This is a genomic window from Aeromonas bivalvium (genome assembly GCF_046078285.1).
Taxonomy (GTDB): Bacteria; Pseudomonadota; Gammaproteobacteria; order Enterobacterales; family Aeromonadaceae; genus Aeromonas; species Aeromonas bivalvium.
In genome coordinates this window covers 152,697-175,230 of sequence record NZ_JBGXBV010000001.1, presented here as the reverse complement: position 1 = coordinate 175,230, position 22,534 = coordinate 152,697, and the positions used below count along the sequence as shown (strand labels likewise).

At 64.0% G+C, this 22,534-nt stretch carries 21 protein-coding genes; 6 read left to right on the top strand and 15 right to left on the bottom strand.

Annotation, left to right across the window (positions count from 1 at the left end; all coding sequences use genetic code 11):
- Positions 1 to 57 precede the first annotated feature (57 nt).
- The 9 genes from ACEUCR_RS00715 to cmoM form a co-directional block, all read right to left on the bottom strand.
- Entirely contained in the window at positions 58 to 387 is a 330-nt protein-coding gene (locus tag ACEUCR_RS00715) for a putative quinol monooxygenase (RefSeq protein ID WP_408787500.1), read from the bottom strand.
- Positions 388 to 586: 199 nt separating this feature from the next.
- Positions 587 to 952, bottom strand: coding sequence for an SH3 domain-containing protein (locus tag ACEUCR_RS00710; RefSeq protein ID WP_111872639.1), 366 nt, complete (start codon positions 950 to 952; stop codon positions 587 to 589).
- A gap of 111 nt (positions 953 to 1,063) precedes the next feature.
- Entirely contained in the window at positions 1,064 to 1,546 is a 483-nt protein-coding gene (locus ACEUCR_RS00705) for a GNAT family N-acetyltransferase (protein ID WP_408787498.1), read from the bottom strand.
- Between the two features lie 35 nt (positions 1,547 to 1,581).
- Positions 1,582 to 2,055, bottom strand: a complete 474-nt coding sequence (locus ACEUCR_RS00700; RefSeq protein ID WP_408759220.1) for a cupin domain-containing protein — start codon at positions 2,053 to 2,055, stop codon at positions 1,582 to 1,584.
- A gap of 123 nt (positions 2,056 to 2,178) precedes the next feature.
- Positions 2,179 to 2,565, bottom strand: coding sequence for a septal ring lytic transglycosylase RlpA family protein (locus ACEUCR_RS00695; RefSeq protein ID WP_408787496.1), 387 nt, complete (start codon positions 2,563 to 2,565; stop codon positions 2,179 to 2,181).
- A 143-nt stretch (positions 2,566 to 2,708) separates the two neighbouring features.
- A complete protein-coding gene (gene mukB, locus ACEUCR_RS00690) occupies positions 2,709 to 7,136 on the bottom strand; it encodes a chromosome partition protein MukB (protein ID WP_408787494.1) in 4,428 nt (1,475 codons plus the stop codon).
- A gap of 45 nt (positions 7,137 to 7,181) precedes the next feature.
- A complete protein-coding gene (mukE, locus tag ACEUCR_RS00685) occupies positions 7,182 to 7,919 on the bottom strand; it encodes a chromosome partition protein MukE (protein WP_029314572.1) in 738 nt (245 codons plus the stop codon).
- Positions 7,900 to 9,219, bottom strand: coding sequence for a chromosome partition protein MukF (gene mukF, locus ACEUCR_RS00680; protein WP_408787492.1), 1,320 nt, complete (start codon positions 9,217 to 9,219; stop codon positions 7,900 to 7,902). The genes mukE and mukF overlap by 20 nt, the downstream gene beginning before the upstream one ends.
- A gap of 114 nt (positions 9,220 to 9,333) precedes the next feature.
- Entirely contained in the window at positions 9,334 to 10,110 is a 777-nt protein-coding gene (cmoM, locus tag ACEUCR_RS00675; RefSeq protein WP_039040723.1) for a tRNA uridine 5-oxyacetic acid(34) methyltransferase CmoM, read from the bottom strand.
- A 128-nt stretch (positions 10,111 to 10,238) separates the two neighbouring features.
- On the opposite strand from cmoM, the gene elyC reads away from it, so the two are divergent.
- The 3 genes from elyC to pfkA all read left to right on the top strand — a co-directional run bounded on the left by elyC (position 10,239) and on the right by pfkA (position 13,009).
- A complete protein-coding gene (gene elyC, locus ACEUCR_RS00670) occupies positions 10,239 to 11,024 on the top strand; it encodes an envelope biogenesis factor ElyC (RefSeq protein ID WP_408787490.1) in 786 nt (261 codons plus the stop codon).
- Positions 11,025 to 11,159: 135 nt separating this feature from the next.
- Positions 11,160 to 11,915 carry a triose-phosphate isomerase gene (gene tpiA, locus ACEUCR_RS00665; protein ID WP_041997024.1) on the top strand — a complete coding sequence of 252 codons (756 nt, stop codon included), beginning with the start codon at positions 11,160 to 11,162 and terminating at the stop codon, positions 11,913 to 11,915.
- Between the two features lie 122 nt (positions 11,916 to 12,037).
- On the top strand, positions 12,038 to 13,009 hold the full coding sequence (gene pfkA, locus ACEUCR_RS00660) for a 6-phosphofructokinase (protein ID WP_041997020.1): 972 nt from the start codon (positions 12,038 to 12,040) through the stop codon (positions 13,007 to 13,009).
- Positions 13,010 to 13,081: 72 nt separating this feature from the next.
- On the opposite strand, the gene alkB is transcribed toward pfkA, so the two are convergent.
- The 3 genes from alkB to ACEUCR_RS00645 form a co-directional block, all read right to left on the bottom strand.
- The gene (gene alkB / locus ACEUCR_RS00655; protein ID WP_392440906.1) at positions 13,082 to 13,756 is read right to left on the bottom strand and encodes a DNA oxidative demethylase AlkB; all 675 of its coding nucleotides are present in this window, start codon (positions 13,754 to 13,756) and stop codon (positions 13,082 to 13,084) included.
- A gap of 23 nt (positions 13,757 to 13,779) precedes the next feature.
- The gene (locus ACEUCR_RS00650; RefSeq protein WP_392440903.1) at positions 13,780 to 14,331 is read right to left on the bottom strand and encodes a DUF3617 domain-containing protein; all 552 of its coding nucleotides are present in this window, start codon (positions 14,329 to 14,331) and stop codon (positions 13,780 to 13,782) included.
- Positions 14,332 to 14,450: 119 nt separating this feature from the next.
- Positions 14,451 to 16,841 (bottom strand): DNA polymerase II, encoded by a 2,391-nt coding sequence (locus tag ACEUCR_RS00645; protein WP_408787488.1) that lies wholly within the window; start codon positions 16,839 to 16,841, stop codon positions 14,451 to 14,453.
- A 147-nt stretch (positions 16,842 to 16,988) separates the two neighbouring features.
- On the opposite strand from ACEUCR_RS00645, the gene ACEUCR_RS00640 reads away from it, so the two are divergent.
- Complete coding sequence (locus tag ACEUCR_RS00640) at positions 16,989 to 17,570, top strand: hypothetical protein (RefSeq protein WP_408787486.1); 582 nt, start codon at positions 16,989 to 16,991, stop codon at positions 17,568 to 17,570.
- Positions 17,571 to 17,601: 31 nt separating this feature from the next.
- The gene (locus ACEUCR_RS00635; RefSeq protein ID WP_041997010.1) at positions 17,602 to 18,480 is read left to right on the top strand and encodes a pirin family protein; all 879 of its coding nucleotides are present in this window, start codon (positions 17,602 to 17,604) and stop codon (positions 18,478 to 18,480) included.
- 87 nt (positions 18,481 to 18,567) lie between these two features.
- Here ACEUCR_RS00635 and ACEUCR_RS00630 read toward each other — a convergent pair whose 3' ends face one another.
- The 3 genes from ACEUCR_RS00630 to lpxM all read right to left on the bottom strand — a co-directional run bounded on the left by ACEUCR_RS00630 (position 18,568) and on the right by lpxM (position 21,733).
- Positions 18,568 to 19,428, bottom strand: a complete 861-nt coding sequence (locus tag ACEUCR_RS00630) for a PA4780 family RIO1-like protein kinase (protein WP_041997007.1) — start codon at positions 19,426 to 19,428, stop codon at positions 18,568 to 18,570.
- Between the two features lie 160 nt (positions 19,429 to 19,588).
- Positions 19,589 to 20,575 (bottom strand): LpxL/LpxP family acyltransferase, encoded by a 987-nt coding sequence (locus ACEUCR_RS00625; protein ID WP_041997004.1) that lies wholly within the window; start codon positions 20,573 to 20,575, stop codon positions 19,589 to 19,591.
- Positions 20,576 to 20,743: 168 nt separating this feature from the next.
- Positions 20,744 to 21,733 carry a lauroyl-Kdo(2)-lipid IV(A) myristoyltransferase gene (gene lpxM, locus ACEUCR_RS00620; protein ID WP_041997216.1) on the bottom strand — a complete coding sequence of 330 codons (990 nt, stop codon included), beginning with the start codon at positions 21,731 to 21,733 and terminating at the stop codon, positions 20,744 to 20,746.
- Positions 21,734 to 21,915: 182 nt separating this feature from the next.
- Between lpxM and ACEUCR_RS00615 the strand changes: the two genes are divergently transcribed.
- Positions 21,916 to 22,500: a lipoprotein gene (locus ACEUCR_RS00615; protein WP_244463714.1), complete on the top strand. Its 585-nt coding sequence runs from the start codon at positions 21,916 to 21,918 to the stop codon at positions 22,498 to 22,500.
- Positions 22,501 to 22,534: the final 34 nt, after the last annotated feature.

Sequence of the window (22,534 nt, the reverse complement as noted above, 5' to 3'; positions counted from 1 at the left end):
GCCATCTCAATCATAGCGAAGCCGCTTACAAGTCTAGGGAGAAGGCAGGAGAGGTGCTCAGCCCTGCCCCATGGCCAATGGCGGGCTCACTTCCGCCATGAAAATGAGCCTAAGGGGCTCGGCCAGCAGCTCGTCCGCCTGGCGGGCGAAGGCCTGGAAATAGTCGCTCGCGCAGTGGGCATCCAGGGCGGCCTGACTGACGAAGGCTTCGCGCATGTAGAAGGTGCCGGGTTCGTCTTTGAGCTCGAACAACACATAATCAAGGTTGCCGGGCTCCTGGCGGGTGGGGCCAATCAAGGTCAGCAGGGCATCGCGAAGGCGCTCGCCCATCCCAGGCTTTGCCGTCAGCACGGCGATGGATACCAGTTTGTCTGTTGTCATCTTCATCACACTCCGTTATCGAGGGGCTATGCGAAACACCCCTCACAGCGGCTTGTCACCGTGCGGGGAGCGCATGTTTCAACATGAGAGCCAGTGTAATCACGGGGGATTGATACGAATAGACAGACAATCTGCACAGACTATCCAGCCTGCTGAACAATACCCTTGAACAACAGAACAGGACGGCAACCACCCATGAGGGCGCCTAGGCCTCCCTGAGATTGGCCAGTGGCACCCAGCCGGAGGCGCCCTCTTGCTCCCTCACGCACCAGATCCAGCCGTTGATCATCCTGTGACCACTGAGCCGATCACCCGCTTGCACGCTCAACTCCCTGGCCGTGTAATCCTCCAAGGCGCGAGCCGTGCCATCGCCCGCCGACCCTATGATCTGGGCCGGCACCCAGCCCCCTTGCTGTCCGTCGCAATGGCAGAAGAACCAGTCGTGCCACTCCTCTTCCCCTTCATAGCGTTCGCCCACCACGAGTGGTGTTCCCTTGCGAAAGGTGATGGGATTCGGGTATTCGCTGCGGTGGGCACTGATCACCAGAAAGGCCTTGCTCTCACTGTTCATATTGCTCCTTGGACAGAATGGTGTGATGAAAGGGCAGCTGCGCCCATGGTTGACCCTCACGGGGGCATATTGAGCAGGCGTGCGACGTCGCCATGACAGGGGCACAGATGATCACGGCCAGCGATCACGGCCGACAAGCCGGCTCTCGACGCTGAAGTAATAGGTGGTGAAGGCGTGCCCCGACAGGGTCGCCTTCTTCACCCTGGTGGCACGCCTGGCGAGGGATTGGTATAAGGGGCGGGTGCCCAGCAGATGAAAGACCACCTCCTGATGGCCCATGGTGCGCGCCCAGCCCATCATCTCGTTGAAGATGGCAAGCCCCCTGCCCCAACCCGCCCTGGCGATCACGATAGCAATCTCGACCCCCTCCTCATCGGGCTGGAGGCCGCACCACCCCACCAGGGCGCCATCGATGAGAACGGCGCGCACGCGACAGCCGGGCAACGCGTCTATCCGCCGCTTCTCTTCCATCCAGGCCCGCACCCCGGCGGCATCGAAGATGGGGTGGTCAATCAGGTGTTTTCTCAGCGTCTCGTCATTGAGCAGCGGCAGAAAATCCTCTGCACTGACGTCATCAAAGGGGATGAATTTCATAGACTTATCATGCTTTCCCAAAGAGTGAGGGGCCCCTAATAGGGGGTCCCATCCTTGTGTCTGGCCACCCAGGCGCCATCGGCGCCCTGCACCAGGGCCAGATCGTCGTCAGGGTATTGGACTGTGTCCCCCGCCAGCCTGTCCCCCACCTCGAGATAGACGGCGTCCACCTCACCGTGGTTGAGCAACTGGTGGGCCAGACCGCTGCCGCCCTTGAAGCCGATGCACTCCCCCGGCGACATCAGATGCTCCTCCTCCCCGTGGCGCAGGGTGGGGTTGCCCGAGAGCACATAGATGAACTCGTCCTGCAGACCGTGATGGTGCTTGAGCGCCGAAATGGCCCCCGGCGCCAGGGTCGTCAGATTCACCCCGAAATTGGCGAGACCGAAATGGTCCCCCAGCCTGCGCCGGGTGCGGTGCTTGACCAGGGAGGCAAAGGGCTCCGGATAGAGGGATTTCGCCTTGTGCTCCGGGATCTGTGTGGCCTGAATGGGCGTCTTGCCTGTCATGTCTTGACCCTCCTTGTGGATGATATCTCTCTATATAGCCCTCATCTCAGCGGCGAAACATGGGCAGGGGGTGGACTGTGACTCACAGGCCCTGCCATGCCCAGTTGCAGCAAACGCCGCTGACTAGAGCACCTCGACCCTGACCTTGAGAAGCCCGGATCGGGTGTTGCCTATGGTGCTGAAAGCGGCCCTCGAGAGATCGATCACTCGTCCCCTCGGGAAGTTGCCCCTGTCGTTGACCCGCACCACCACGCTCTTGCCGTTGGCAAGGTTGGTCACCCTCACCATGGCGCCGAAGGGCAGCGTCATGTGGGCGGCTGTGTTGGCGCCCTTCTGGTAGGGCTCGCCGCTGGCGGTTTTCTTGTTGTGGTAGCGATCGGCATAGTAGGAGGCCAGCCCCGTCTGGGTATAACCCCGCCAGTTGCCCGCACTGCCTGCATCAGGCTGGCTGCTGCAGGCGGCCAGCAGCAGGCACAGGGAGGCCAGCAGCCCTTTTTGTAGCGTCGTCATGCGTTGCTTCCTCGATGGGACAGGGCGACCAGCATCGCCAGTCGGGATCCCGTTAACAGGGGCCTACTCTCTCATATTTTCCATGGAAAACGGGAGGCCCAGGCCTCCCGTTTGTGTGTTCACCCGTCAGTCTGTGTCAGGGATCAGGCGATCAGCTTGTCATCGGCGAAACCGAAGCCCCGCAGCCCCACCACATGCACGTGCTCGTGCTTGCCCTGCACCTTGCGGATGAGCTTGTAGGTGGTGCCCTTCTCGGGGCTGATGTTCTCCGGCGCCGCGATAAGCAGCTGCATGTCCTGGCGCTCGCACAGCTCGAACAGGGTGGCGATGGACTTGCCATCCAGGCGCGCCGCTTCGTCCAGGAACAAGAGACGGCAGGGGGCTATGTCCTTGCCGCGCAGACGGCGGGACTCCTCCTCCCAGCTGATGAGCACCATCAAGAGGATGGCCTGACCGGTGCCGATCGCCTCGCCGGTGGAAAGCGCCCCGCTCTCGGCACGCAGCCAGCCGTCGGCCCCGCGCTGCACCTCGATCTCCAGCTCCAGGTAGTTGCGATAATCCAGCAGCACGTCCCCCATCACCTGATAGTTGCGCTCCCCCTGCTCCACCTGCGGATTGAGGCGCTGGAACAGCTTGGCCATCGCCTCGGAGAAGCTGAGCTCCTTGTCGGCGAAGAGATCGTTGTGCATGGCGCTCTGATCGGCGAGCGCGGTCAGGAGGCGAGTGTGGGCCTCGCGGATATTGACGTTGAGACGCACCCCGCGCACCAGACCGAAGGCGATGTTCTGCAGGCCCTGGTTCAATACCCGGATGCGGTTCTGCTCCCGGCGGATGATGTTGGTGATCTTGGCCGCCACCTCGTGGGAGGAGAGGGACAGATGGGTTTCCCGCTGCTTGAGCTCGTCGGCGAGGCGCGCCAGCTCGATCTCCATCTCCTCGATGGCTTCCACCGGATCGTCCGAGCGGATGATGTCGTTGCGGATGCGATCTTTGAGGTAACGGTAGACCTGCACGTAGAAGGCGACCTTCTGCTCGGTGCTGCGGTTGCCTTCCGACAGACGCAGCGCATCGCGCAGGGCCTCGTCGTGGGCCACCGCCACCCGCAGGGCGCCGAGGGCCTTGTCCGACATGGAGCGCAGCTCGTCGCTGTCAAGATAAGCCAGCTCGCGCTTGTTCAGACGCTTCTCGACGTCGGTCTCCCGTGCCAGACGCACCACCCGCGACCAGCTCGCCTTGTGACCCACCAGGGATTTGCGGGCGCTGTAGTAATCCTTGCCTTCGAGCTTGAGACGACCGCCAAGGGACTCGATTTCGCGCTTGCACACCTGCAACTGGGCCTCGGCGCTGGTGCGGCGGGTCCGGGTGCGGATGAGCAGCTCTTCAATCTCTTTCTTGTGGGCACGGGCCTTCTCTTCCATATCGTCAGAGAGGGTCAGGCCCATGGCCGCCAGCTCCTGCTCGAACTCCGCCAGGGTCTGCCCCTTGGCCGAAGCGCTGGAATCGAGCGCCGTGCGCAGTTGCAGCGCCTCGGTGTGGCGCTGGGTGATCTGCTTGTGCTGCTCACCGGCGGTGCGGGCGGCAAGCTCTGCCGCCTTGAGCTTCTCTTTGAGTCGCTCGCTCATCTCGGACGCCTTGCCGAGCAGGTCTTGCGCATCCTGATAGGCAAAGTGCGGCAGCCGGGCCACCAGTTGATCGAGGGCGTAGCAGCGGCGCTTCTGCTCGGCCAGCAGGTCGCTTACCTCGTCAAAGGCCGCCTGCAGGGCGGCAAGATCCTGGGGATCCTGACGCAGCACCTGCACCTGGGTCTCGAGTTTTTCCAGCGCCTTGCCATGCCTGGCGATAAAGGCTTCGGCCTGTTTCAGTGCTTCCACATCGGCGTGAGCCGCCTCGAGGCGGGCCGCCAGCTCTGTCTCGGCAAACAGGTGGGCAAAGGGCAGCATCCCCTGCACCAGCTGGATATGGCGAGTCAGCTGGGCGGCGGCGGCTTTGGCATCACTCAGCTGCTTGTCGCACTCGGCCATGGTTTCTTGCAGCTTACGCTGCTCGTGCTGTTTGGCCTGCACTTCGGCTTCGGGGTCCGGGCGGAAGGCGATATCCAGATGCTGGCCGATAAAGTCACGGAAGTGGCCGTAGAGGCGGTGATATTTCTGCTGCTCGAAGGCGGCCTTGGCATAACCCTCAATCAGCTCTTCACGCTCAAGTTCGAGCTGCTCGATCCGTTTCTCCCGGGCGGCGCGGCCAAAGAGCGGCAGCTCAGGGTAGCGGGAGAAGCGCACCTGACGCTTGCTGGTGCGCACCAGCACGGCATCCCCCAGCTCGTCCGCTTCCACCAGATCCTCGTCAAAGGAGTCAGGGTTGCCCTGGATGAGGTAGATATCCTCCGGGCAATCTTCCAGCTTTTTCAGTCGCTCGATGGCGCCTTCCAGGTCGAGCACCACCAGGGCGCTGCGAGCCGGGCCGTAGAGCGCGGAGTAGTAAGGGGCATCGTCGATGGAGATGTCGTCATAGACGTCGGAGAGCAGTACGCCCCCCACCTGCTCGGCGACGCGGGCCAGACGGGGATCCGCCTCCCCGGCTCCCAGCTGGAGGTTGCGAATTTGCAGCTCCAGCGCCTGTTTCTGGCCCTGAATGCGGTTGCTCTCCTGCTCGAACTCCCGCTCCTTGTCGAGCACGCTCTGCATGCCGGAAGAAAGTTCTTCGGCGGTGGCAAGGGGCAGACCGCTCTGCTCGCGCAGCTGCTCGAGCTTTTCAAAGGATTTGAGCCAGCGCGGGGCCAGCTTGGTCAGTTCCGCAATATCGCGGCCGAGCTGGGCACCCTGATGCTCGAGGCTGGCGCGGCGCTGATTGGCCTCCGCCTGCTGTTCGGCGAGCTCCTCCTGGCGGGTGCGCTGGGCTTCAAGGAAGATCTCGAGCTCGTCCTGGCTGGCAATGTGCTGACCAGACGCCTGGGCCAGCTCGTCACGCAACTTGAAGAGCACCTTCTGGCTGTCGCTCTCTTTCTCGAGGCGAGCCAGGGCGGCGCGCAGACCCTGCCCCTGGGCAATGCGGGCCTTGTCTTCGATGTGGCGCTTGAGCAGCCCCTGCGCCGTGGGCCAGGCGGCCTCGCGCGCTGTCTCGGGGGCGATGCCAAGGAGCAGCGCCAGCGCCGCTTCGTGCTCGGCCACCGCCGCCTTGGCCAGCGCCAGCTGCTGCTCGGCCCCCAGCACCCGGCTGGTGAGGCTCTGCTCGGCGCCGCGGAACTGGTGCAGGGTGTCGCTCGCCTGTTCGGCACTCAATCCCGGCAGTTCGCACTGCTCGCGGGCAGCATCGAGGGCCTGCACCGCCTGGCGGTACTGGATGGCGCGGGTCTGCTGGATATCGAGCGCCTGCTGGTAGTCGGCCAGCTGGGTCTTGAGGCTGTCCACCTCTGCCTGGGCCAGCTCCTTGCGCTCTTCCACTTCCAGCAGCTGGCCGTGGATCTCTTCCACCACCGCCTGCTGCTGCTCCAGCTTGTCGTTGAGCTCCGCCAGATCGGCGCGATAGAGGGCAATCTTCTTTTGCAGGGCCACGGCCGCCATCACCTTGGCCAGGTGCTCGGCGGCGGACTCCAGCTCGTCGGTCAGCAGCTTCTCGCGGTTGGTGAGCTGATCCACCTCGTCCGCCAGATAGATGGCGCGCTGCTTCTCTTCCGCCAGCAGACGGCGTTTGCCGGCAAGCTCAGAGCGTGCCTTGAGGGCCAGCTCGGAGAGGCGGCTCTTCTCGGCGGCGCCCCGCACATACTCGGCCGCCACATAGTGGGTGGTCTCGGTGATCAGGTTCTTGAACAGATCCCGCTGACCCTGGGTCTCCTTGATGGCTTCCAGGGTGCGGCGGTTCTCGTAGATGGCCGCCTCCATGTCCTGAAACGCCTTGCGCACCCCGGAGTTCTCCGGCAGCAGGTATTCACGCAAGGATCGGCTGATGGAAGACGAAATACCACCGTAGAGGGAGGCCTCGATCAGGCGATAGAACTTGCCGCGATCCTTTTGATCCCGCAGTTTCTTCGGGGTGATGCCGAACTCGAACATGAAATTGTGATAATCGGTCACCGTATTGAACTTGGCGACCTTGATGGCGCCAAGCTCGGCGGCCGCCCCTTTCAGATCGGCGAAGGCACGTACCCGGCCCTTGCCGTCGTCGAGCTTCTCCAGCAGCAGATCCGTGGGCGCCAGGTGCTCGGGCACATCCACCAGGGCGAACGGGGTGATGTTGACCTTGTTGTCACGGTTGGCCACCTGTTCGAGGTGGACGCCGACCCAGATCCGCTGCTCGCGGCTGTTCATCACTTCCAGCAGCGAATAGCAGTGGCCCCGTTGCAGCTTGCCGTAGAGCCCCTTGTCGCGGGACGCGCTGGAGGAGCCCGCCTCCGTGGTGTTACGAAAATGCAGCAGTGACTGGTCGGGAATGAGGGCCGCGATGAAGGCCGCCATGGTGGTGGACTTGCCCGCGCCGTTGCCGCCGGACAATGTGGTGACCAGCTGGTCGAGATCGAAGGTCCGGGCGAAGAAGCCGTTCCAGTTGACCATGGTCAGGGATTTGAATTTGCCTCTCACGCCACACTCTCCATCAAACCGGCAGACACCATCAGTGCCGGCACATTAACGTTGCAGATCATCTTCCACCTCCAGCTCCAGCTGCTCTTCGTCCAGATCCTCTTCGATATCCTCGAACAGGGAATCGCTGCTCGGCATCTCGTCGTCGTGGAAGATGGCCTCCCCTTCCTGGATCATCCGCAGTTGCACCGCGCGGGGATCCTCGTCGGAGCGCACATCGGCGGCGAAGCGGAACACGGATTCGTTGACCCGGAATTTGTCGCTGTTGCCAAGGGGGGTGATCATCCCGAGGCGCTTGAGGCGACGCATGGAGGTGCGGATCTTCTCAAGCAGCTTCTTCTTGTCCAGATCCGTGCCGCCGGAGCGGCTGTTGACCATGCGCAGCAACTGCTTCTCGTCCGCCAGACTCAGCACCTCTTCTTGCAGCTCGCCCATGGCGAACACCCCTTCAGAGGCGAGGCGATCCGGGCTCAGGAACAGGTAACAGAGCACCTTGCCCACCAGCATATCGAGCTCGGAGAGCACTGTGGTGCCGATGTCGGCGCTCGGGCGCGGACGCAGGTAGAAGAAGCCTTCCGGCGCCTTGATGAGTTCCACCTGATAGCGACCGTAGAAGATCTCCAGCTCCTGGTGGTACTCCACCAGGGCCGAGTGCTGCTCGAATTCGTCGGCACTGATGTGGCGACCGGAGCGCAGGGCGGTGTCGATGCGCGGAAACAAGGGGTTGGCAATCGCCTCTGCGAGGCGCAGGGGCAAGGGGAATTCAGTATTGATCGATGACATAGGCCTGAACCTTGGATCCAGCTTGGTTGATGGGTTTCCATGCGGGTTGGCGGTGGTGCTCGCGCTCACCGCTGGCATGGCCGAGACGCACGGCCTGATCGATCAGGAGGCGCGCCACGTCGAAGTGGGCATGGGCCGGGTAGTCCAGCAGGTATTCCCGCAGCACGTCGGCAAGATCCAGCCGATCTCCCTGCTCCGGGTAGCGGGCCAGGTAGCGCTCGATGCGCTCCGCCAGCTCCTGGTTGATGTCCACCATCTCCACGTACTCCATCTCGAGGGGCACCTCGCCGGTCACCTCCTCGTCGTGGATGGCGATGGTTTCATCCCGCAGCTCCAGCAAACGGGGCTCCTCGGCCACCCTAAGCAGCCAGCTGTGCTGATCGAAGTTGCGGATGGATTCCCGCAGCCGCTGACTGAAGGCACGGTTCTTGTCCATGTCGATGGCGTTGCGGATGAACTTGTGGACGTGCCTGTCATAACGGGACCAGAGCTCGATGCACTGCTGGCCCCAGGCGGTGATGACGTCCAGACGCCCCTGCAGGGCGTGGGTCAGCTCCTCCACATGGAACAGATCCTCGCGCCCCTGGGCCGCTTCCTGAATGTTGAGCAGCCCCGCCTGCAGGCGGTGGCCGGCGGCGTCCAGGGTGTCCTGCAACTCGCGCAGGGTCTGGCCGGTCTCGTGCAGCAGCTTCTCACAGCTGTGGATGGCATCGACCCAGTTCTGGGTCAGCAGGGCCGCGATCTCGCTCTTGACCTGATTCTGCTGCTCGTCCATGGCGCGCTGGGTGAGATCGATGCGCCCGAGCGTCTCTTCCAGGGAGAACGAGAGGCGCGGCAGCACCTCGGCATCCCACTGCTCCCGGGTGTTGGTCTCGAGCGCCGCCTTGCGGGCGGTGTCGAGCTCGGCCGCCAGGTGCTCGAGCAGGATGGAGAGCTTGATGGAGTCCACCTGGCGCTGATCCATGAAGAAATCGACGATGCTCATGCCAAGGCGCGACAGGCGGTAGAGGCTCTCCCCCGCCACCATGTCGGTGGTGAAACGCGACAGCAGCTGCTGGCGAATGAGATCGTTGATGGCGTTGTTGGCGCGACCTGTGAGGGTCTCGTCCATCTGGCCGAAGGCACTGCTCACATAGCCAAAGGCGTCGTGCAGCGCGGCCTCCGAGAGATCAGACTCGTCCTCGGACAGGGTCTTGATCGCAATCAGAAAGGCCAGCCTGTCGGTGGGAAGGTTCAGCGCCAACCCCTCCTGTCTGACCCATCCCACCGTCTCTGGCAGGGTACGGGATGTACTCATCATGACGTTATCATCTCGTTGTTATAGTCGGCAGGTCTTCGCCCGCCGTGGTGATATAGGCCGGGGTCGGTGGCGCCCCGGCGACTGGATCCCGCATCGTATTCACGCCGGTGTGCCTCAACCGGCCGGTTTCTGGGCCATCACGTGGATGTAGCGCCCCAGGGAAACAAAGGGCTCCTGGCGGCAATATTGCTGCTCCATGGCCAGCAGGTCCTCGAATTTCTCGACCTGATCCTGCTTGTGGCGCATGTAGTCGTGGATGACGCGCACCCCCGTCTTGCCGATGATCCGCAATCCCCCCCGGCCTATCCAGTCATAGACCTGCTCCGGCAACTGGGGATTGGTGGGGGTCAGGGCGGTCTGGCGTTTCTTGCGAAGGCCCAGGCGCACATAGTCGAAATTGCCCACCACCAGGCTCTGGAACAGCAGACCGTGACGATTGTAAAAAAGCAGCGACAGTATGCCCCCTGCCTTGACGAAAGGGAACAGACCCAGCAAGGTCTGGCGCGGCTCGGCGAGCCACTCCAGCACCGCGTGGCAGAGCACCAGATCGAAGGTGCCGGTCACCTGGTGCTTGAGATCCTGAATGGGGCAATGGATGAGACGAATTCTGTCTTCCAGCCCCTTCTGGGCGATCTGCTCCCGGGCGAGATCCAGCATCTCTGCCGACAGATCGCACAGCTCCACCTGGTGACCCATGGCCGCCAGCTTCTGAGCGAAATAGCCAAAGCCGCCGCCGGCATCCAGGATGCGAAGGGGCCGGTTGCCCAGACGCGCCAGGCAGGCTTCGATGTCACTCCAGACAATGGTGGTGCGAATGCGCCCCTTGGTGGAGTCGTAAATGTTGCGGGCGAACTTGTCCGCGCGCCCGTCAAAACTCTGATCTTGCTTCAAGACACACTCATCTTTGGCCGCCCCGCCATGAGGGCCGCAGGAGGAACCACACAGGATTGGGCCACAGGAAAAAAGAGGGGTATTCTGTCACATCCCGAATTTGCTGAAAACTCAAGGACGTGTCTGTCGTGTTCGAGCTCAACTTCTTTGTCATCAAGAAATGGCTGGGCCAGCTGCTGATGCCGCTCCCCTTCTCCCTCTCCTTGTTGGTGCTGGCGCTCGTGCTGCTCTGGTTCACCCGCTTTCAAAAAAGCGGCAGGCTGCTGGCGACCCTCTCCCTAGTGATCATCGCCCTGATGGGGACGCGGCCGGTGAGCTACCAGCTGGCCCGCAGCCTGGAGCAGACCTATCCCCCCTTCGAGGTGAACCAGCATCCGGACATCCAGGCCATCGTGGTGCTGGGCAACGGCCATGTCAGCGATCCGGCCATCCCAGAGCGCGCCTGGCAGAACAACATAGCCCTCGCCAGAACCCTGGAGGGAGTGCGGCTGGCCCTGGCCTATCCACAGGCCGAGCTGATCTTCTCCGGTGCCGTGGCCGGGGATCCCCTGTCAAACGCCGAGGTCAACGCCCGCATGGCGGCGAGCCTCGGGATAGCGAGATCCCGAATGACGTTGTTTGAAAACAACAAAGACACCCATGACGAGGCAGTTAGCATCGCTCGTCACCTCCTGGGCAAGCGGGTGGCGCTGGTGAGTTCGGCCACCCACCTGCCCCGGGCCATGGCCCTCTATCGCGGTCAGGGACTCGATGCCGTGCCGGCCCCCACCGACTACACCGCCAAGCAGAGCCAGGCCCCTCAGCCCCTCTACAGCTACCTCCCCAGGGGACGCTATCTGATGTATTCCGAGGCCGCCATTCACGAGTGGATTGGGGCAGGGTGGGCCCGTTTGCGGGGGCAGGTCACCGAGTGAGCAATCGCGCCTTGCATTCCTGATTTGGATCAGGAAAGGGAAAAAAAATTACGTCATTTGCCGCCGGGTCGGCTATCTTGGGCTCGGTTCAATTCATATAATGACGCGCAATCAAACGCCTAGGAGATATAGAAGATGAGACAGCACCTGGTAATGGGTAACTGGAAACTGAACGGCACCAAGGCTTCTGTCGAAGCCCTGATCAAAGGACTGACCCCGGCTGCTGCCGCGCATCCTTCCGTGCAAGTGGCCGTCTGCCCGCCGGTTATCTTTTTGGGTCTGGTTGAACAGCTGACCGCCGGCAGCAAGATCGCCTACGGTGCCCAGAACGCCGACGTTCACGAGTCCGGCGCCTTCACTGGCGAGAACGCCCCCTCCATGCTCAAAGCCTTCGGCTGCACCTACTCCCTGGTCGGCCACAGCGAGCGTCGCACCCTGCACGCAGAGACCGACGACGTGGTGGCTGCCAAGTACGAAGCCATCCAGAAGGGCGGCCTGATCCCGGTACTGTGCATCGGTGAAACCCTGGCCCAGTTCGAAGCCGGCACCACCAACCAGGTGGTCGAGACCCAGCTCAAAGCCGTGATCGACCGTTGCGGCATCGCCTCCTTCGCCAACGCCGTCGTGGCGTACGAGCCGGTATGGGCCATCGGCACCGGCAAGACCGCCACCCCGGAAATCGCGCAATCCGTGCACGCTCACATCCGTCAGTACCTGGCCGGTTTCGACGCCGCCGTGGCCGCCAAGGTACAGATCCTGTACGGTGGTTCCGTCACCGGCGCGACCGCTGCCGACCTGTTCGGCCAGCCGGACATCGACGGTGGCCTGGTGGGTGGTGCGTCCCTGAAAGTGGACGACTTCTCCCAGATCATCGCTGGCGCCGCCCAGTAATGAGCCAGGAGGGGGCCCCACGCCCCCTCCGTTACCGGCTTTCGTATGGCGTCAGCCGATACGAAAGCCGATATAGTAAGAACTGGCTTATCTATTCGACAACTTGAGATCCAGAGGCACTCATGACCAAAAAAATCAAACGTATTGGTGTGTTGACCAGTGGTGGCGATGCACCGGGAATGAACGCTGCCATTCGCGCCGTGGTGCGCGCCGGCCTGCATCACGGCCTGGAAGTCTATGGCATCAAGGATGGCTACCTGGGTCTGCACCAGGACAAGATCGCCAAGCTCGAGCGTCACAGCGTCTCCGACGTGGTGAACCGCGGCGGTACCTTCCTCGGCTCTGCCCGCTTCCCCGCCTTCAAGGATCCCAAGGTACGCGCCGAGGCGATCGAGAACCTGAAAAAGCACGGCATCGACGCCCTGGTGGTGATCGGCGGTGACGGCTCCTACATGGGCGCCAAGAAGCTGACCGAAGAGGGTTTCCCCTGCATCGGCCTGCCGGGCACCATAGACAACGACATCGCAGGTACCGATTTTACCATCGGCTTTGATACCGCCCTGAACGTGGTGGTGGATGCCATCGACCGTCTGCGCGACACCTGCAGCTCCCACCACCGCATATCCGTGGTCGAGGTCATGGGCCGCCACTGCGGCGATCTGGCCATGTCTGCCGCGGTCGCCGGCGGTGCCGAGTACGTGATCGTGCCGGAAGTGGCCTTCGACAAGGAAGCCCTGATCCGCCAGATCGAAGAGGGTGAGGCCAAGGGCAAGCGCCACGCCATCGTCGCCATCTGCGAGCACGTCACCGACGTCAACGCCCTGGCCAGGGACATAGAGGAGCGCACCGGCCGCGACACCCGCGCCACCATACTGGGCCACATCCAGCGCGGCGGCTCCCCCAGTGCGCGCGATCGCATCATGTCCAGCCGCATGGGCGCCTACGCGGTCGAGCAGCTGCTGGCCGGCCACGGTGGCCGCTGCGTCGGCATCCAGAACAACCAGATGGTGCACCACGACATCATCGACTGCATCGAGAACCTGCAGCGCCCCTTCAACCAGGAGCTGTACGACCTCTCCTCTACCCTGTTCTGATCCCCCTTGCCATGAAAAAACCCTCCCTACGGAGGGTTTTTTATTGGCCGCGGCTTGCCCCTTGCCTGCCGCTCAGGGCGCCGCCCGCCTCAGGGTGAGGTTGAAGCGCACCTCCCCCTCCGCCCCCGCCTTGAGGGGCGCCACCCCGTGAAAGCGCAGCCGCGCCTCACCCCCCAGCACCAGCAGATCGCCGCCGTGCAGGATCAATCGCTGCACAGGATCCCGCCGACCGAGGCCCCCCAGCAGAAACTCGGCCCCCAGCCCCAGGGAGAGGGAGACGATAGGGTGGTTCAGGTCCGCCTCATCCCTGTCCTGATGCAGGGACATGCGGGCTCCCGGCTCATAGCGATTGATGAGGCAGGCATCGGGCACGAAACCGGCAAATCCGGCCGCCTCGGCCCCGCGGCGAGCCAGCTCAAGCAGCTCAGGCGGCAGTGGGGGCCAGGGGACGTGACTGAGGGGGTCCAGGGGGCTGTAGCGATAGCCCTGCCTGTCAGATACCCAGCCCAAGGGGCCTGCGTTGGTCATGGCCACCGACATGGTCTGGCCTCCCGGGGTCTGCATATGGCGAAAAGGCGCCCGGGCGCTCACGGCGTCGATCCAGGCATGCAGCCAGCGCGAGCCCGGGCCGAGGCGCGTCGCCCCGCCGGGCAGATGCAGGGCGCCGGGGGCGAGCCAGCGGTCGGGCGCCTCTTCCCGGGAGAAGAGATCCCCCATGGCGTTGTCCAGCGCCGTCAACCTCGCCATGGCTCCTCCCCTCGTCTCATGGTCTACTCCAGCGGCTTGATGTCGCCACACTCATCCCCCAGCCACCGGCTCTCGCTGCTGCCCTGGATCCGCTCCTGCCTGCCCTCGTATTCCATCTCCAGGGTAAAGCGGCTGGTGTAGGCGCCGGGGTTGACGAAGTGCACCTCCCCCTCCCCCCTGGCGGGTGGCTCGCGGCAGCTGAGGGTAAAGCGGATCTCGCTGTCGCTGCGCGAGACCAGGGTTCGCTCGCACCCCTCCCCCTGGCGCTCGAAGGGCAGCTTCTCTTCGGCCACCATCTGCGGGCTGAGACAGTGGCGCATCCGCACCCCGTCCGCCCCCAGGCCCGTGATGCCAACCCCCTGCTTGGCCAGCATCTCCTCCATCATCTTGCGCTGCCCCTCGGGCAGGGCCGCCAGCTGTTTCTCCATGGCGGCCATGGCCTGCGCCAGCGCGCCGTCACCCGCCTCCATCTTGGTCTGCATTTCCCACAGGCCGGGTTTGAGGGGATAAGCCCAGGCCGCACCGCCGAGCATGATGGCGACCGCCAGGGTCGCCAGACGAAGAGATAGGGCCATGGGGCCTCCTGCATGGGTTGATGTGCCATCTGCCATTCCCGCCAGCCTCCTTTGCCACGACGCCTCACCCGGGCAGGGCCGGTGGCGGGAACGGGCAGATCAAGGATGGCACAAGGGCCTTAGAAGAGATCCAGCTGGCGGCCGCAGATCCGCTCGAAGGACTCGCCGATGAAGGGCAGTATGGCGTCGGCGATGGGCTTGAGCTGCTTGTCGATGTAGTGTTCGTAATCGATGGCGCTGCGTCGGTATTCGACCGGTTCGGGCCCCGCCAGGGTCATCAGGTAGCTGATGGTGCCCCTGTGCTGGTAGCGCTGGGGCAGCCCGCGGCGCAGGTTCTCCTCGTCCGCCAGGCGCGCGGCCCGCACATGGGGCGGCACATTCTTCTGGTACTCCTCCAGCTTCTGGCGCAGCCGCTTGCGATAGACCAGCAGCTCGTCGTGCCGCCCGGCGCGGGTCTCGTCCACCATGGTGCGCACATAGTCGCAGGGGTCTTCATCGTGGAACACCAGCTCGTAGAGCCGGGTCTGGAACTGCTTGGCCAGCATGGTCCAGTCGGTGCGCACCGTCTCCAGCCCCTTGAACACCAGGTGCTCCGACTCCCCCTGCCCCACCAGACCGGCGTAACGCTTCTTGCTGCCTTTCTCCAGCCCCCTGATGGTAGGCATCAGGAAGCGGCGATAGTGGGTCTCGTACTCTATCTCCAGATGACTCGGCAGGCCGAATTCGGCCTCGATAAGCCTGGTCCAGCTCTCGTTGATCTCCCGGGCCAGGGATTGGCCTACCTCGTCCGCCCGGGCCGGGCTCATCTCGTCTGGCAGGTGGACGAAGGTGGAGTCCGTGTCGCCGTAGATGACCTGATAGCCCCGCGCTTCTATCCACTCCCGGGTCTGCTGCATGATGCTGTGACCGCGCAGGGTGATGGAAGAGGCGAGCCTGGGATCGTAGAAGCGGCAGCCCCCCGAGCCCAGCACCCCGTAGAAGGAGTTCATGATGATCTTGATGGCCTGGGAGAGCGCCTGGTTGCGGGCCGCCTTCGCCTTGTCCCGCGCCGCCCACAGGGTAGCGATGAGCCCCGGCAGGAAGTGCTTGTCCCGGGAGAAGAGGGCGCCGCGAAAGCCGGGAATGGCCTCATCGGGGGCCTTCAACCCCTCCACCAGCCCCATGGGATCGATACAGAAGGTGCGGATGATGCTGGGGTAGAGGCTCTTGAAGTCCAGCACCAGCACCTGGCGATAGAGACCGGGCCTGGAGTCCATCACATACCCCCCCGGGCTCGCCAGGCCGCCATCGGCAGGCAGGTTGGGGGCCACATAGCCGCCCCGATGCAGCCTTGGCAGATAGAGGTTGGTGAAGGCCGCCACCGAGCCGCCGACCCTGTCCAGCTCCAGGCCGGTGAGGTTGGCCCGCTCGATGGCGAAAGGGATCAGGGCGCAGTGTTCGACTATCTCCCACACCAGCTTGCAATCTTCCAGGTTGTAGCGGGCCAGGGCCTCCTTGTCGGAGTGAAACAGCTCTGTGATCTTCTCCCCCCGGTTCGCCACGTCCTCTATGTCCTTGCCACGGCCAAGCAGTTCGCTCGCCACCGCATCCAGGCTGTAGCTGGCAAACTGCCAGGTGGCGCTCTTGAGGGTATCTATGCCGTCGAGCACCATGCGCCCCGGCAGGATGACGCTGCCACTCTGGGGATCGCTGCGGGAGGCGCGCCAGAACGCCAGCTCCCGGCCACGGCCGAGGCGCAGCCGCCGCTTGTACAGCTCGGCCCGGCGCAGCAGCAGGCGAAAGTCGAAATTGACCACGTTCCAGCCCAGCACCAGATCCGGATCGTGGCGCTGGAACCAGGCCTCGAAGGCCGCCAGCAGGGCGGGTTCGTCCGCCACCCACTGCACCCGGGTCTCCCACCCCTCGGCGCCCGGGGGCGCCTCCCCTATCATGATGACCCGTGCATCCTGCTCGCTGAAGAGGCCCACACTGAAGAGGGCGCCGTCCATGGCGCACTCCACGTCCAGGGAGACCCAGGAGAGGGTCGGCGTCACCGCCTGGGGGGCGCAGCGCGCCTCGTTCACCTGCCAGTGGTCGCCCCGTTTGACGGCCTGGCCGTCAAAGCGCAGCCCGGCGGTGATGAAGCGCTCCATCAGGAAGCGCTCGGGCAGGCGGATATCCGCCTCGAAGTGTTCCAGACCGCGGATCAGCAGCAGCTCTATCGCCCTGTGATAGGCGCTCAAGGTGGTGAAGTAGCAGGCTACCACGGCCCTGTCGTCGAAGGTGTGCAGGGGCAGGCGGCGAAAACGGCCGCGCACCCCGGCTCCCTTGAACAGGGCGGCCGCCTCTTCCATGTGGGCCAGGGGCAGGAAGAAGAGAGGCTCCTGTCCCCTCACCACCAGCCGCACCGGTCCCTGCGTGCTCCAGAGCCACAACAGGATCTCGGTGGTGCGCTCCCCGTTGCGGCCGCGCACATCCCGGCTGTGGCGGGTCAGGATAAAACCGTCGGTGGGCGCTGGGGTCGGGGTCATGGCACTGGGGTCTGGCTGCGGCTGAGGATGGTCTATTGTACGTTCATACAGTGGTTATGGGCAATCCTGAGGCGCGCCGGGCTAGCCTCGGCGGCGATTTGCCTTATAGTGATGACGGTGTCGCCCTCACCCTGACAAGGAGTCTTCATGCGCCTGCCCCTGATCCTCGCCCTGACCGCCCTCGGCCTTGGCGGCTGCAGCACCCCCTCCTCCACCGTGTCCGCCGGCATGGGTTATGGCAGCGGCTATGGCGCCGCCCCCTACCCTTGGTGGTATGACGACTACTTCTACTACTGGGATCGCTACTACCCCTGGTGCTGCAACAACGATGGCGAGTTCGACGAGCTGATCCGCCACTGGTGGCAGGATCTCGATGAGGGCAAGCGCGCTGACATCAAGAACAGGTTCGAGGACTGGCACCAGGGGACGGATCAGCCTGACATAGAGGCCCTGCGCGGCGACTTCTCCGCCCGCTGGAATGCCCTGAGTCCGGAGCAAAAAGCGGTGCTGCGTGATCGCCAGCAGGTGCTGCGCCAGCTGAGCCCGGCGACGAGCCCGCCCTTCTCCCTGTCAGAGGCCAACGAGGCGGCGCGGCGCATCCAACTGGACGGTCAGGGCGCAGGGCGCGCCGTCACGCTCCCCGCCAGCCGACCCGCCCCCCGTCCGGTGACCATGCCGGTCAATCGTCCTGCCCACATGATGAACATGCCGGTGATCCGGCGCCGTTAACCCGGTGACCCCAGGGGTCAAGGAGAGAGCCATGACAGACAAGCTGCAACTCATCGACTCGCGTACCACGGACGTGGGCGGCATCCCGGTCGCCCGCGCCCTGCCGGTCAAGGAGCGGCGCACCATAGGGCCCTGGTGTTTCCTCGACCACATAGGCCCGGCCCGCTTCGCCCCGGGGGATCCCGGGCTGGACGTGGGTCCCCACCCCCACATAGGGCTGCAGACCTTTACCTGGATGCTGGAGGGGGAAATATTGCACCGCGACAGCCTGGGCAGCGAACAGCGGATCCGCCCGGGCCAGGTCAACCTGATGACCGCAGGGCACGGCATCGTCCACACCGAGGAGTCGGTGGCGGGCCACCCGAGCGTTCATGCGGCCCAGCTCTGGATAGCCCTGCCGGAGCACCAGCAAGGGACCCGGGCCCGCTTCGATCACTATCCGGACCTGCCCCGCTGGCAGCAACAGGGGATCACCTTCACCCTGCTGATCGGCCAGCATCAGGACAGGCAGGCGCCGACCCTCAGCTTCGCCCCCATACTGGGGCTGGATCTGCTGGCCGAGCGTGACGGCACCCTGACCCTGCCCCTGGCCCCCGAGTTCGAGCACGGCCTGTTTGCCCTGGCCGGCGAGGTGACCCTGGCCGGCCAGCCCCTGGCTCCCGAACAGCTCGCCTACCTGGCGCCCGGCAGCCGGGAGCTGACCCTCACCCTGCCAGCGGGGGCCCGTCTGCTGATCATCGGTGGCGAGCCCCTGCCAAGGCCCCTGCAGATCTGGTGGAACTTCGTGAGCTTCGACCAGGAGGCCATCCGCCGCGCCGCCCAGGATTGGCAGTCGGGGGCGCCACGCTTTGGCGATGTGGTCGGCTATCATGGCCCCAGGCTCCCGGCCCCGCCTATGGCCGGGCTCTGAGACCCGGGCCTGGGGCGAACTCATGCCCACAGAGCAAAAACAGACAGGGCGCCCGAAGGCGCCCTGTCTCATGGCATGTCACGGGGATCAGTACTGATCCTCCTGCTCGGCGCGGGCTCTGGCCCGGCGCGCCATCACCTCTTCCTCGGCGCTCTCTATCTCCTGCAGCACGCCGTCAAGATCGATGGCGGCCGTGCTCTCGGTGAACTGGCCGCTGAGGCGGGTCTCCGGGGTCAGCTCCCCCTCCTCGTACAGGGCCCACATCTCCTGGGCGTAGCGGGTCGCCAGCAGATCGGGGGCATACATGCCGTAGTAGTTGCGCATGTTCTCCACATCGCGCACCAGCATGGCCCTGGCCTGGTTGTTGGCGGCGGCGTCCACCACCTGGGGCAGGTCGATGATGACGGGACCCTGATCGTCCACCAGTACGTTGAACTCGGAGAGATCCCCGTGGATGAGGCCGGCACACAGCATGCGCACCACGTAGCCTATCACCTTGTCGTGATCCGCCCGCGCCTGCTCCGGGCTCAGGGCCACGTCGTTGAGGCGGGGGGCCACATTGCCCTCCCCGTCGGTGATGAGCTCCATCAGCAACACGCCATCGAGGCAGACATAGGGGGTGGGCACCCGTACGCCGGCGGCGGCCAGCTTGAACAGGGCATCGACCTCTGTGTTCTGCCACACCTCCTCATGCTGGCGGCGGCCGTAGCGCGAGCCCTTCTCCATGGCACGCTGGCTGCGGCTGTTGCGCACCTTGCGCCCCTCCTGATAGACCACGGCCTGCTTGAAGCTGCGTTTGGCCGCCTCCTTGTAGACTTTGGCGCAGCGGATCTCCTCGCCACAGCGCACCACATAGACGTCGGCCTCTTTGCCGCTCATCAGCCGGCTGATGACCTCGTCGACGAGGCCGTCGTCCACCAGGGGCTGGATTCGATTTGGTATTTTCATGGCCGAACTTTTACCCTATTTGCGCGCGCGGCGCCAGTGGTGCCGCGCATTCCTGTCCGTTTTGGGGAGTCCGGCCCCCCGGCTGCTCACGCCGTCGCCAACCCGGGCGCGACGCGGCGAGAAACCGGGCGCAATCAGGCTCCTTCGTCACGACCTGGGATCAGGACTCGGGGGGCAGTCCCCGGCGGATGCGGCGGATCCCCTCTTCATAGAGCCCCTGACGGCTGTCCGACTCGGCCTGGGTCTCGAAGATCTTGAGAAACCACATGTATTGCTCCGGACGGCGGCCGAGCTGCTGCTCGACCATGGTGTTCATTCGCACCACATCCTGCTCCAGATTGTCGGTGGGGTAAGGGTCGAAGGGGGGGGCTATCTCGAGGCGGTAACAGCCCTCGTCCTCGTCATAGCTGCCGAAGATGGGTACCGCCTTGGCGCCGGTCAGCTTCACCAGCTTGGGCAGTGCCGGCAGGGTCGCCTTGGGATGACCGAAGAAGGGCACGAAGATGCTGGCCTCGCGACCATGGTCCTGATCCGGCAGATAGAAGAAGCTGTCGCCAGCGCGGATCGCCTTGATGGCGGGCTTGATGCCGACGCTGCGCTCGTAGACCCGCCCCCCCTTGGCCCGCTCACGGTTGATATACCAGTCAAACAGCGCGTCTTTCGGGCTCTTCATCATGGTGCACATGGGCAGGCCCCGCAGGGCGAACAGGCGCCCTATCACATCCACCGCCCAGGTGTGCGGTACCACCAGGATCACGGGGCGCCCCTGGGCCCGCTCCGCCTCTATGTGTTCCCAGCCGTCGACCCGGATCCGCCCGGCCAGATAGGCATCGCTGCGCCAGGTCAGCTCGCCGAAGGCCATGAAGGTCTTGAGACCGACCCGGATCGACTTGAGCAGCAGCGCCTGGCGTCCCGCCTCGTCCAGGTCGGGAAAGCAGATGTCGAGATTGGTGTTGGCGATATAGGCCTGTTTCTTGGAAAAGGAGAGGATGAGCGGCGCCAGGCCGTTGGCCATGGCGTCCCGCAGCCGGGCCGGCACAAAGGCGAGCAGGCTGAGCAGGGCCAGGGCCAGCCAGCTGCCCCATAGCCTGGGATGCAGCAGTGCGGGGCGAAATGAGGTGTCGAACACAGGATCGTGAGGGGCCATGTTGCGGCTCTTGTCGTCTAAACAAGGAGGTTATTGTAGTTATCCCGCTACATTTTTCTAGCCCGCAACCGGGTCGAAACTGAACCTGAGCTGCCCCGGCTGGCAAAGGGTCACCACTTGCCATGAAAAACAGCCCCTATTGGGGCTGCTTTTCATGACGGGCAAGCATCAGGGATGGGGCGACAGGCCGCGACGGATTCGTTTGATCCCCGCCTCGTAGAGACCATGCTTGTCCACCGGGTGCTCCAGGGTTTCGAAAATCTTGAGAAACCACATGTACTGGCCCGGATGCTGCCTGAGCTGCTGCTCCACCATCTGGTTCATGCGCCCGGTATCGGCCACCAGATCGTCGCTCGGATAGTCGGCGAAGGGAGCCTCTATCTCGAGGCGATAACAGTGCTGCGCCTCGTCATAGCAGGCGAGCAGGGGCACGGCCCTGGCCCCGGTCAGCTTCACCAGCCGCGGCAGGGCCGGCAGGGTCGCCTTGGCCCGTCCGAAGAAGGGCACGAAGATGCTGGCCTCGCGGCCATGGTCCTGATCCGGCAGGTAGAAGAAGCTGCGCCCCCCCTTGACCGCCTTGATCACCGGCTTGATGCCCGCCTTGCGCTCATACACCTGGCAGCCGCTCCTGGCCCGCTCACGGTTGATATGCCAGTCAAACACCGGGTTGCGGGCGCTCTTCATCATGGTGCACATGGCGATGCCCCGCTGGGCGAAGAAGTAACCGGCGGCGTCCACCGGCCAGCTGTGGGGCACCACCAGGATGACGGGGCGTCCCGCCGCCTGCTCCGCCTCGATATGATGCCAGCCGCTCACCTGGATGCGCTTCATCAGGTAAGCCGGGCTGCGCACCGTGAACTCGCCAAAACCGAGCAGGCTTTTGAGGCCGATGCGTATCGACTTGAGCAAGATGGCCTGGCGCTCGGCTTCGCTGCGCTCGGGAAAGCAGATGTCCAGGTTGGTATTGGCGATATAGATCTGCTTCTTGGAAAAACGCAGCACCAGGGGTGCCAGCCAGTCGGCCAGCTTGTCGCGCAGACGGGGCGGCACGAAGGCGAGCACACAGAGCAGGCCGAGGGCCAGCCAGCTCGGCCAGTAGCGGGGACGCAGCAGACGGGATTGAAAGGCGCTATCGAAAACAGGGTCGGACACGGGCATGAATTGGATCAAACAGTGAAAGGAAGCTCATTGTAGAGGGACTGACAGGTTATACCAGTTAATTCATCAATATCCCCTCGAAGTTGCGACAAATCTCACCCATTAGCCGCATTTGGGCACACTTCTCGCCATTCGACCCGGGTTGGCGCGGCCCGGGTTTCCCCGTAAGATGGCGCCATCCCATGATCACCTCTGGACACGCCATGCCCCGTCGCCCGTTACGCACCCTGTTGCTGCTTCCCCTGACCCTGCTGCTCGCGGCCTGCTCCCTGACCCAGTACAACGTCAGCGAGCAGGAGATCAACGATTACCTGAAACAGCAGGTGGCCTTCGAAAAGCAGATAGGCATCCCCGGCATCATGTCGAGCAGGATCCGCCTGGACGAGATGCAAAGTCGCATCGGCCGCAGCCGCAGCGACCGGATTGAGCTCGATGCCGCCGGCGATCTGCAGGTGGCAAGCCCCCTCGGCAGCCAGCAAATGAAGGTGCGCTTCTCCCTGAGCGCCCGCCCCGACTATGTGGCAGAGCAGGGAGCCATCTATTTGCGCGACCTCGAGCTGCTCTCGGTCAAGACAGAGCCCGCCGACATAGGGACGGCCCTCTCCCCCCTGCTGCCCACCTTCAATCAATCCCTCGGCCTCTTCCTCAATCAGACCCCCATCTATCGGCTCGATGGCAATCGCCAGAACGAGGCCCGCATCAAGGAGAAGGTGGAAGCCCTCAGGGTCGAGCCGGGACGCCTGGTCATCCCCTTCAAGTTGCTGTGATTAATTAGGCCGCTCCCCCGAGCGGCTTTTTTCT

Bases quoted from the DNA above. Each gene is read 5' to 3' on its own strand.
- ACEUCR_RS00645 (WP_408787488.1), bottom strand. From the start codon at position 16,841: ATGACCCCGACCCCAGCGCCCACCGACGGTTTTATCCTGACCCGCCAC.
- ACEUCR_RS00705 (WP_408787498.1), bottom strand. From the start codon at position 1,546: ATGAAATTCATCCCCTTTGATGACGTCAGTGCAGAGGATTTTCTGCCG.
- alkB (WP_392440906.1), bottom strand. From the start codon at position 13,756: ATGGCGAGGTTGACGGCGCTGGACAACGCCATGGGGGATCTCTTCTCC.
- ACEUCR_RS00715 (WP_408787500.1), bottom strand. From the start codon at position 387: ATGAAGATGACAACAGACAAACTGGTATCCATCGCCGTGCTGACGGCA.
- mukF (WP_408787492.1), bottom strand. From the start codon at position 9,219: ATGATGAGTACATCCCGTACCCTGCCAGAGACGGTGGGATGGGTCAGA.
- ACEUCR_RS00710 (WP_111872639.1), bottom strand. From the start codon at position 952: ATGAACAGTGAGAGCAAGGCCTTTCTGGTGATCAGTGCCCACCGCAGC.
- ACEUCR_RS00630 (WP_041997007.1), bottom strand. From the start codon at position 19,428: ATGAAAATACCAAATCGAATCCAGCCCCTGGTGGACGACGGCCTCGTC.
- pfkA (WP_041997020.1), top strand. From the start codon at position 12,038: ATGACCAAAAAAATCAAACGTATTGGTGTGTTGACCAGTGGTGGCGAT.
- ACEUCR_RS00650 (WP_392440903.1), bottom strand. From the start codon at position 14,331: ATGGCCCTATCTCTTCGTCTGGCGACCCTGGCGGTCGCCATCATGCTC.
- ACEUCR_RS00700 (WP_408759220.1), bottom strand. From the start codon at position 2,055: ATGACAGGCAAGACGCCCATTCAGGCCACACAGATCCCGGAGCACAAG.
- ACEUCR_RS00615 (WP_244463714.1), top strand. From the start codon at position 21,916: ATGATCACCTCTGGACACGCCATGCCCCGTCGCCCGTTACGCACCCTG.
- ACEUCR_RS00640 (WP_408787486.1), top strand. From the start codon at position 16,989: ATGCGCCTGCCCCTGATCCTCGCCCTGACCGCCCTCGGCCTTGGCGGC.
- ACEUCR_RS00635 (WP_041997010.1), top strand. From the start codon at position 17,602: ATGACAGACAAGCTGCAACTCATCGACTCGCGTACCACGGACGTGGGC.
- ACEUCR_RS00625 (WP_041997004.1), bottom strand. From the start codon at position 20,575: ATGGCCCCTCACGATCCTGTGTTCGACACCTCATTTCGCCCCGCACTG.
- lpxM (WP_041997216.1), bottom strand. From the start codon at position 21,733: ATGCCCGTGTCCGACCCTGTTTTCGATAGCGCCTTTCAATCCCGTCTG.
- mukE (WP_029314572.1), bottom strand. From the start codon at position 7,919: ATGTCATCGATCAATACTGAATTCCCCTTGCCCCTGCGCCTCGCAGAG.
- ACEUCR_RS00695 (WP_408787496.1), bottom strand. From the start codon at position 2,565: ATGACGACGCTACAAAAAGGGCTGCTGGCCTCCCTGTGCCTGCTGCTG.
- tpiA (WP_041997024.1), top strand. From the start codon at position 11,160: ATGAGACAGCACCTGGTAATGGGTAACTGGAAACTGAACGGCACCAAG.